The organism is Acinetobacter johnsonii CIP 64.6, from assembly GCF_000368045.1.
Lineage (GTDB): Bacteria > Pseudomonadota > Gammaproteobacteria > Pseudomonadales > Moraxellaceae > Acinetobacter > Acinetobacter johnsonii.
In genome coordinates this window covers 1-9965 of record NZ_KB849232.1, presented here as the reverse complement: position 1 = coordinate 9965, position 9965 = coordinate 1, and the positions used below count along the sequence as shown (strand labels likewise).

At 35.2% G+C, this 9965-nt stretch carries 9 protein-coding genes and 3 pseudogenes; 9 read left to right on the top strand and 3 right to left on the bottom strand.

Annotation, left to right across the window (positions count from 1 at the left end):
* The first annotated feature begins 189 nt into the window (after positions 1–189).
* Positions 190–2523: a hypothetical protein gene (locus F986_RS03420; RefSeq protein ID WP_004692101.1), complete on the top strand. Its 2334-nt coding sequence runs from the start codon at positions 190–192 to the stop codon at positions 2521–2523.
* A gap of 1 nt (position 2524) precedes the next feature.
* The gene (locus tag F986_RS03415; RefSeq protein ID WP_004692100.1) at positions 2525–2962 is read left to right on the top strand and encodes a hypothetical protein; all 438 of its coding nucleotides are present in this window, start codon (positions 2525–2527) and stop codon (positions 2960–2962) included.
* A 17-nt stretch (positions 2963–2979) separates the two neighbouring features.
* Here the strand turns inward: F986_RS03415 and F986_RS03410 are convergent, their stop codons facing one another.
* Positions 2980–3219, bottom strand: coding sequence for a helix-turn-helix domain-containing protein (locus F986_RS03410; protein ID WP_035325689.1), 240 nt, complete (start codon positions 3217–3219; stop codon positions 2980–2982).
* Between the two features lie 12 nt (positions 3220–3231).
* Here F986_RS03410 and F986_RS03405 point away from each other — a divergent pair.
* Positions 3232–4163: pseudogene (locus F986_RS03405) on the top strand (IS5 family transposase).
* 71 nt (positions 4164–4234) lie between these two features.
* Here F986_RS03405 and F986_RS03400 read toward each other — a convergent pair.
* The gene (locus F986_RS03400; protein WP_004692097.1) at positions 4235–4741 is read right to left on the bottom strand and encodes a hypothetical protein; all 507 of its coding nucleotides are present in this window, start codon (positions 4739–4741) and stop codon (positions 4235–4237) included.
* A 247-nt stretch (positions 4742–4988) separates the two neighbouring features.
* Between F986_RS03400 and F986_RS03395 the strand changes: the two genes are divergently transcribed.
* From F986_RS03395 to F986_RS03370, 6 genes and pseudogenes are all read left to right on the top strand, one after another.
* Positions 4989–5309: a helix-turn-helix domain-containing protein gene (locus tag F986_RS03395; RefSeq protein WP_004692095.1), complete on the top strand. Its 321-nt coding sequence runs from the start codon at positions 4989–4991 to the stop codon at positions 5307–5309.
* Between the two features lie 103 nt (positions 5310–5412).
* Positions 5413–5967 (top strand): annotated as a pseudogene (locus F986_RS03390) (SOS response-associated peptidase family protein); the annotation flags it as partial.
* Positions 5968–6078: 111 nt separating this feature from the next.
* On the top strand, positions 6079–6705 hold the full coding sequence (locus tag F986_RS03385; RefSeq protein ID WP_004692091.1) for a LexA family protein: 627 nt from the start codon (positions 6079–6081) through the stop codon (positions 6703–6705).
* Positions 6706–6719: 14 nt separating this feature from the next.
* Positions 6720–8015 carry a Y-family DNA polymerase gene (locus tag F986_RS03380; protein WP_004692090.1) on the top strand — a complete coding sequence of 432 codons (1296 nt, stop codon included), beginning with the start codon at positions 6720–6722 and terminating at the stop codon, positions 8013–8015.
* A 4-nt stretch (positions 8016–8019) separates the two neighbouring features.
* Positions 8020–8238, top strand: a complete 219-nt coding sequence (locus F986_RS03375; RefSeq protein ID WP_004692088.1) for a hypothetical protein — start codon at positions 8020–8022, stop codon at positions 8236–8238.
* Between the two features lie 124 nt (positions 8239–8362).
* Positions 8363–9128, top strand: a pseudogene (locus tag F986_RS03370) (IS5-like element ISAba31 family transposase).
* A gap of 131 nt (positions 9129–9259) precedes the next feature.
* On the opposite strand, the gene F986_RS03365 reads toward F986_RS03370, so the two are convergent.
* Positions 9260–9766 carry a GNAT family N-acetyltransferase gene (locus tag F986_RS03365; RefSeq protein WP_004692085.1) on the bottom strand — a complete coding sequence of 169 codons (507 nt, stop codon included), beginning with the start codon at positions 9764–9766 and terminating at the stop codon, positions 9260–9262.
* Between the last annotated feature and the right edge of the window lie 199 nt (positions 9767–9965).

Sequence of the window (9965 nt, the reverse complement as noted above, 5' to 3'; positions counted from 1 at the left end):
AGTTAAGATGATGGTATGACAATTTTATATACTCCATAAACCCTTTAAATTAATTAGGTGGTTTATGTCGCACTTCAAGTTTTACTCTGCCAGGTATTTCCAGAAATCCACTTATTCGAGTCCATGAGTCCACTAAATTTGAAATTGAATCCGTAATTGCTCGTTGTGAAACACACAAGGGTGATATTTATGAATTTTGAAAAATATAATGCTTTTATTGAAGAACAGAAGATTTTCTTTAAAGAAAATATTAAACCAAATTTCAAATGGGAATGGACTGATCCTGAATGGGCTGGAGGGGTTATTGGTTCAGGATGGTTGCTTTCACGTAGTGGAAAAACACGTTTTTCATTTCAGGCAACGAGAAGAATGAAAGGAATAAATGACATTCCTATAAACATAAAGTATCAAGAATTTATTAAAGCTGTAATGGTTCTTAGTTATAGAAAGGCTAATTCAAAAACTTCTCCGCAAAAATTATATGCAGAGGTGCTTATTATTAAGCGTTGGTTTAGTGAATTATTTAGAACGAATCCCGAGAATATTCATCCCTGCTTCTTATCAACATTAACTTTAGAAAATTCTTTTAAAATACTAGCTGAAAACTCAAATAAAGCTAACCTTCCTGACCATGCTGGAACATATCTTAGATTACAGCAAATGCTAAATCATTATGGTTTTACTGAACAACCATTAGAATTTTCTCAAAAATATTTATACATAAATTCTATAAATAGAACACCGAATGCAAAAAAAACAAAAGCTTTGATAGATCAGTTAGAGCTTGATGAAGATGATCTTAATAAAGAAAAGCTGATTTCTATTCAGACATTTATTAATATTGTTTCGCTAATAAGTTTGTGTAAAACGAATGGTGAAAAGATAGTTCTCAATCTGTTGTTATTGCTTATAATCACTGGTTTACGTTCGACAGAAGTTATTCTTCTAAAAACAGATGCTTTAATTAAAAAACCTATACTTGATCCTGTCACCCAAAAACACTTAACTTTAGATGGTATTAAGCAATATACCTTAGGTATTCAATATCACGGTGCCAAAGGTGCTGGTTATAGAATCCACTGGGTTGAGCCATCATCTGTAAAACTAGTTGAGAGTATTTTTAAATCTGTGTTGGAACTTACATCTGAATATCGAAGTCATCTAAATTACATAAGATCGAAAGGCTGTAAAGATTATTTTCCTAAATCCATAGATGATATAATGGAAGATTATCTTGAGATTGATGATTTAATTAATACTATTTTTAGTTTGAAAGAATATAAATCAGGTCGGGCTGGGCAAAGAGCGACTGTTACACTTAATCTTAATAAAGTTTCTATTCTAAGGTCTGAAAAAAATGGTGTAAATAACAAAAGATATTATTTAAAAAAGGATATTGATGCACACCTAAAATCATTAATCAAATCAAATTTAGAAAATCCAATTGATTATGTGTTTAATTATGAAGGTAAAATTGAAAAGATCGCTTACGAAGATTTGCTTTTTATACATGAATATAGATCTATTAATATGGGGAAAGATTTTATCTTTAAATCACTTGTGGTTCCATTCAGTGTGATAATGATTAATAATTTTTTAGGTGCTAGGTCAGTTAATTCAACTAAGTCAGTGTTCCAAAAATATAATTTATTAGAAACAGAATCAGAACATTCAAGATTAACCAGCCATATTCCACGACATAACATAAATACTTTTCTTGCCCTTAGTGGCTTAGCCGAGCATTTGCAGGCAATGCTAATGGGGCGTGTGGATATTAAACAAAATCAATATTATCACCACTTAGCGTTAAAGCAACGTAAAGTTGCGGCTAGTATGCTAGAAAAATATGATCTGATGTCTCCAAGCGTAGTTAATCAAGCACAGAAAACTGATTCCCCAATAGATGCTATTAAGCAAGATGGTTTAATGTTCTTTTCAGAACAGTTAGATCTAGAAAATAATTTAAAGATGAATTTACAGACTTTTGACTCAAAAATTGAAGTATCTAATTATTTAAAGGACTCATTTTTTGATGAGTATTTTCAAGATATTGCTGAATCATTTAATGAATTGATTAAAGAAGATCAAACATTAGCTAACTCATTAGTTCAACGGCATGCCTGTTTACATCCCTTACCTTTTGGCGGCTGTATGCGTGAGGTTGCTGTGCATGATTGTCCTAAACGTCTTGCCTGTCAATCTGGCGATCAATGTGGAAACTTTGCTCTAACTGGCCGAAAAGGTGAATTAGAAGTTCTGCAACACACTTTGAATAATTTGTTGGTTGAGTTTGAATATATAGAACAAATCGTAGCTCATGATTCTACATATACTGAAATGCTTGCACAGTTCCGTCAAAAAATTCATTATTTAAGGGATTTAAAAGAAAAAGCACTTGATAGGCAAAATAAATTAATACCTATTCCTGTTTTTCCTTATGGAGATACGATCACTAAATTACCAACAACATTAAGTGAACTATTTGCCATAGAGCAACAAAAAATTGAGTCTAAGGAATCCTGAAATGTTACGTGGTAAACAATTAGATGAAGTAATAGAGCAAGAATTGCAAATGATGTTAGTTGAGGGTTTTGAGAAATCGCCTATTTCGCACAAAGCTCTACATAACCGCTTAACTTTTAAGAGGTATATATCTGGCGGATTAAGTACCTTAAGTTCTGTTGAAAGGAAGAAACTCATCAGCTTATATTTATCAGAACAAATTTCGCCATTAAACTTAAAAGCAAAAGAACAGCAACTTTATGTGAATAAAAAGACAAGACAGGCTCTTTCCGATACTAATAAAAATCTACGTACACAAATTGAAGACTTAGAGTCTCAGCTTCATCAGAATACGGAAACACTTATAGATATCATTGAAGAAGTAAAACTAAGGACTAATTTGAAGATTGATCATCTATTGGCCCCCTACCTACTCAAAAAGTATCTATCAAGGGAGTAGTATTTTGGGGTTAACATTTAGCATTTTAGATATTTGATAGAGTTTTCAACAGTAATATTGACTTCCCCACTTTCAATTCGCCATAAATAGCTACGGTCAATTGCAGTTAATAGTGTTAACTGTTCTTGGCTGATGTAAGCTTCCAGTGAAGCCCGCTTGAACTCTAGCAGGCTCTCAGTTATGCGGCTGTGAACACGCAATTTATAACTTGTAGTGGCTTTGTTGCACAAACCTAGCTTAGAAGGTTTTTTCAGCATTATAATTTCAAAATGAATAAACCTACGCCTAAAACCTATCGTACAACTAACTGGTCTTCTTATAATCGTGCCCTCATTAACCGAGGTAATATTTCCATTTGGTTTGATCAAAACACTCAATGGTATGCACAACCACAAGGCAAGCAAGGTCGAAATCAAACTTACTCTGCCCTGCTATTCAATGCTGTTTAATGATCAAATCTTTATTCAGACTTTCTTTACGCATGGTCACAGGTTTTGTTCAAAGTCTAATTAAACTGTGTGGATTAAATTGGACTGCGCCAGATTACAGTACGCTTTGTCGAAGACAAAAACATATTGATATTGCAATTAGCTATCAAAAAAGTAGTGATGGATTACATCTACTCGTAGACTCAACTGGCTTAAAGTTTCTAGGTGAAGGTGAATGGAAACGTAAGAAACATGGACCTGAATATCGTCGCCAATGGCGTAAGCTTCATATTGGGATCGATGCTGAAACCCTTCAAATACGTGCAGTACAACTCACAACAAATAATGTGAGTGATTCGCAAGTACTCGGTGATTTACTTGCTCAAATTCCTTTAGATGAACAAATTGATTCAGTCTATACCGATGGTGCTTATGATACGAAGCACTGTAGACAAGTCATTTTAGATCGAGATGCACATGCAGTCATTCCGCCAAGAAAAAATGCAAAACCATGGAAAGATCAGAAATTGAGATCTTTAGAGAGGAATGAATTGTTAAAAACAGTGAAACGTTTAGGAAGAACGCTTTGGAAAAAATGGTCTGGTTATCACCGTCGAAGTTTGGTTGAAACCAAGATGCATTGCATCAAATTATTAGGCGATAAATTAACGGCAAGGAGTTTTTCTAGTCAGGTAAATGATATCCATGCACGCATAGCTGTATTGAATAAATTTGCAGAATTAGGTCGGCCTCATACCCAAGTTGTCACTTGAGTTCTATTCAAATGAGCAGAGTACTGTCTTTTAAATCTTTGTGCAACAAAGCCACTTGTAGTTCTCCCTCATTAGAATGATTCAAGTTGATCTTTTTCAATATCATTGAAAATATTCACTATAAAACTATTCTTATTTTCTAATTCCTTTAACTCTTTAGATATAACATTCTCATATTTGTCGAAAAAACATTGTAGATCTGGGTTTTTAGTAATGATATTTTCAATGAAAACTTTCTCGATTTTACGTCTTTCGAGTGCATTTTCCAAACTCTTTTGTTCCTCAATTAATGCTTCTTTGACTTTCTTTACTTTTTCAACATTTCGATAGGATTTTAAATAAGAGGATTCGCTGTATCTAAAAATATTACGGTTATCCTCATCTCTCACTGTTAAAAGAAAATTGCATTTTACTAGTATATTTAATCCTCTATAAATACTTTGCTTTTCAGAGAGTTTAACAAATTGTCTATCATTAAAAATAGCCTTTATAAAGTCATTCGCTCGCCATTCGATGATTTCATAATTCAGTAAAATGTGAAAAAAATCACTGTAAAAAGGTAGAGTATATTTTGACATGTATAAGCACAATTAAAGCAAAAGAGAGTTGATGACCTTAGTTTTGAACTGTATATAGATTCATAACTAATTGGTAGAGGATCAAAAATAAGCACTTGAGATCAACGCAGATCTGGCAAGCTTGTTCAAAAGTTACCATCGAGCAATGCAATGTAGACTACTTGATTTCACAATACTAAGGAATCCTTAGTAATAACTCAAGTTGAAACTAAGAAAATCTTAGTTTTAAGGTGGGTGCTTATGTATAATGTCAACACATAATTTAAATGTTTTTGCCTTACGATTACGTATAGCGCGCAAAGCAAAAAAACTTTCACAAGAGCGCTTGGGGATCTTGGCTGGAATTGATGAATCTTCTGCTAGTGCGCGTATGAATCAGTATGAACGTGGAAAACATGTTCCTGATTTTTTAATGGCTTCCAAAATTGCAGAAATTTTAGATTTACCAACAGCATATTTTTATGTAGAAAACGATTTATCGGCAGAAATAATACAAGTTAGTCATGCTTTAAGTAATGAGCAGAAGTTAGAAGTTCTACGATTTATTAAAGACTTACAAAAGTTTTGAATCTTATATCTTTCTTCTTGAATAAGATGAGTATAGTTCATGATGCAACTCTGACTTCGGTCTGGCGGAGGCAAAATGCTAGCTCATCTTGCCTCCTTCCTAATTGCTTAACTTGAACCGTAATACCATCAACTATTGGTACATGATTTTTAGAGAAGCAATCTACGATTATCAGTTTGGATTGCTACCAAGCTGGGCGAAAGAGTTGAAGTTCAGCAGTCATACCTATAACGCTCGTACAGAAACAGTTGGTGATAAACCTAGTTTTCGACATGCATGGAAGTACAGCAAGTTTTGTCTGGTGCCAGTTCAAGAGTTCTATGAACCGAAATACATCAATGGCAAGCCACACTGTTATACCATCAAGTGCAAAGATAATCAGCCTTTTACAGTTGCTGGTATCTATGATGACGCTGTGATAAATGGGAATAAAGTACGCTCATTTTCAATGTTAACCATTAATTCAGACCATCACCCTTTCATGAACCAATTCCACGCACCTAAGAATGAAAAACGATCAATCATCGTCATTCCAGAGCAATATAGAAAAGATTGGCTAACTGCAGATCATGAGCATGCGCATGAATATTTCTTTCACATGTCTGATGAATTCGTCACTTTTCCACGCGATGAGCAGAAACAAAACGACTTATTTTGACGTCTCCTTGTTTATCCACAACTTTTAAATTTGAATTTTAATCTCTGTTAGTAATATCATATTTAGACAAATTCTACTTCCAAACACGCCACTGTAGCGTAGGAGTATCACATGTCTAAGAAGTTGCCCATCTACTTCTCTGATGACGCATGGTCATCTTTGCAAGAGCTCATGGGTCCAGAGGGTAAGCCAAGCCCTACCATCAATACAGTTCTAGAACAAATCGCTGTTCAAAATGAACTTGTTGAGAAATTAGGGTTAACCGCAGTACTACCCAAATCCAAAGTCTCAATTCCAGTCTCTTTAGAGCGCATTCCTGCTGGTCCTGCATTTAGTACCAAGGATGAACAAGATAAAGCACTCGATCTGAATGAGTTCCTTATTCATAACCCTATTTCTACATTTATCGCTTACGTAGACAGTGAATCGATGCTTGATGCAGGTTTTGAGATTAATGATCCGATCATTGTTGATCGCAGTATAGAAGCAAAGCACTACGATATCGTAATTGCATTAATTGATAATAGTGCTTCGACAATTAAGCGGTTAATGATTACAAGCAAGATGTCTAAGTCTGAAATCAAAGAGATTTTCGGAGATGAAGACTACCCTCTTCCAGACCTTTGGTTAAAAGCTGAGAATCCTAGATACAATCACATCATTCCCAACGATAGTCAGACAATATCTATTTGGGGTGTAGTGACTTTTAATTTAAAACGTATTCATCACCGTTCATAAAAAGAAGAATAAAAATGAAAAGTGAAAATGAAATATTCGCGTTAGTTGACGTGAATAATTGCTACGTCTCGTGTGAACGTGTGTTTAACCCTGCCCTAAATAATCGCCCAACAATTGTGCTCAGCAACAACGATGGCTGTGCCGTGGCAAGAAGCCAAGAAGCAAAAGACTTAGGTATAAAGATGGGGGTTCCTGTATTTCAGATTCAGGATTTGATCAAACAACATAACATTCAGGTTCTCTCGAGTAATTTCTCTCTGTATGGTGAAATGTCCAGACGCTTTATGGAGCTTCTCGGGAGTTATGTTGCACCTGGAGAGCAAGAAGTCTATTCAATTGACGAATGCTTCCTAAAGCTCACAGCGTATGAGCACTTATTTGACCTGACAGAATATGCGCAAGATATGAGAACTAAAGCATTCCAATGGTTAGGCCTACCCTGCTGTATTGGAATCGGTCGCTCTAAAACTGAAGCCAAGATTGCCAATCATTTAGCCAAGAAGAACAAGTATTTTGGTGGCGTGTGTAATTTAGTTCATATGGACCAGTGCTCTGCTGAGACTTTACTGGCGCATGTCGATGTATCTGATGTTTGGGGAGTCGGCAGGCAGAACTGCAAGAAACTCAATGCTATGGGTATCCAGACTGTTCTAGATCTGATTAACGCCAATCCTAAAGAAATTAAAAAGCAATTCAGCATCGTCATGGAAAAGACAGTACTTGAGTTACAGGGTTTGTCTTGTATCGACCTGACTGATGATGCAGTAGCCAAAAAGCAGATTATCAGCAGCCGCTCATATGGCAGCCCTGTGTATGAAGTGGATGATCTAAAGGCTTCGGTGCGATTCTATGTAGCCAGAGCAGTAAAGCGAATGCGTGATGATGGCTCAATATGCAAGATGATTGGGGTTTATATTCAAACCAGTCGATTTGATAAGACTGAGCGTTACACTCCATACACCGTAGTTCAGATGCATGAGCATACAGACGACTGGTTACTTATCACCAAGGCTGCAATGAAAGGTATCGATCAGATATTTAAGAAGGGTTTTAAGTATAAAAAGGCAGGAATCGTACTTTTAGAAATTAAGGATAAATCCAAATTTGTGCCTGATCTATTCACGGACTATTCGCATAAGCAAGAGCGCGAAAAACTTTCAGATGTTATTGAAGCCATCAGTGAACGGTTTGGGAAGAATCTCGTTACGCTAGGCATTGCCAACAATCAAGAAGCCTCATGGCACATGAATCAAAACCTTAGATCACCATCGTATTTAACAAAATGGTCTGACTTACCTAGAGTAGGATAAAAACATGCACTTATTTAAATTAACTGACGAACAAATTACTCAACTCCTAATCCCGAAACGATTTGTACCACCTACTCCGCAAGAACATGAAGGCAAGAACATGGTTTATGTTTTTGATAGTGATGATAAGTTTGAACTGACTTATTATGAGCTGGTGGATATCATTAGCAAAGCGAGAATGGCTGGACCGAAGTTGATACCTGTACTTGGTGCTGTGAATTAAGTAATTTCAATGTGCTCATGTGTGAGGCATTTGTTTTTTAATAATTAGGGTGTGTTGACACTTTTAGCTTAAAAAATAGCGAAGTAGTAAAATCAAATCGCCAAACCCAATTTTACTATTCGCTATGCCTCGTACCATGCTGACAGATCAACACTGGCAAAAGTTGAAAGTTATTCTGCGTAATTTATCCATTCACCACAACTCAAATTTACGCAATTTTATTGAAGCTATTCTCTATAGAATTAGAACAGGCTGTCCGTGGCGAGATATTCCTTGTTGTTTTGGTCATTCAAACTCTATTTTCAAACGTTTTAATCGTTGGTCAAGCAGCGGTAAGTTACTTAGATTATTCAAATTACTAGCCTCATGCCCCGATATGGAGTGGATTTTTATTGATGGCTCTCATGTACGTGCTCATCAACATTCTGCCGGCATAGCGAATCAATCTATTTCTAAAAGTGTAGGAGGAAACTCCTCAAAAATACATTTGATTGTTGATGCACATGGCAATTCTATTGATTTCATGATTACCGATGGAACCACACATGATGTTAAAGTTGCACCTGATTTAATATCAACATTAGATTTAAAAGAGACAAAAGTGGTATGTGCAGATAAAGGCTATGATTCAGAACCACTGCGTGAACAGATCAGGAAAACAGGGACTAAAGCGAATATACCAAAGAAAACAAATAGCCAATCGAACAATGACCATATGAACTGGTATTTATATAAAATCAGGCATTTAGTTGAAAATATGTTTTGTAGATTAAAGCAATTTAGAGGAATAGCTACTCGATATGACAAGCTCAAAAGAAATTATCAAAGTTCTGTTGCTTTAGCCTGTATATTTTTATGGCTACCTTTATAGGGTTAATTATGAACAGTAAATGTCAACAGACCCTAATGACTTCATTAATTATACTTCCAAAATTAATTTAATAGTACTCAACATATTCACCTACTAAATAGTAGAATATAATCTTGCACATTTTGATTTTTGACCAGTTCCTAATGCAAATTAAAATAATGCGGAACATTCCATTTTTTGATTTTTTTCACCAGAACTAAGTGGTAAAACCTCCCACTCAGATATAAAAACAAAACCATGTCTAGAATAAACATCAACAGCTCTAGAGTTTCCAGGTGATACACTTAATACAATCCTATTGTGCCCTTTAGAAATCGCTAGCTCCTTAATAGTAGAGATCAAAATATCTGCAATTCCCTTTCCACGAAATTTAGGATTTACCCACATCGCCACTAAGTTAAAATCATGAGCTGAATTTTGTATCCCGCCAACAATCCCAATAGCTTGGGTATCTTTGATTGCTAAAATATATTGATATTTAGTTTTATGCGCAGCCCTATCACGCCATTCAGATTCACTATATTTCTCAACAATGGCATAAGTGGCAGAAAAAACATCGGGACTATCTAGAAGTGACTCCAAACGAACTGTTTTAAGAATTTCCCAGTCTTCTTCTATAGTAAGACGTACCTCTATTTCATCCAAACCTTGACTCATTTAACACCTCTAAAGAATTCTTCTAAAAGTAGTAGATAATTAATTTAACTAACAACTCGATACTTTAAACATTTCGATATAACCAATATATTATTCAGCCATATTAGGGGCGAATTCAAACATGAGGTGCGACAGTTTGAAAAGTCTTATGATAATCAACAAGCTGAGCAAATTTCTCTAATGGTGTAAGCCAATCTAA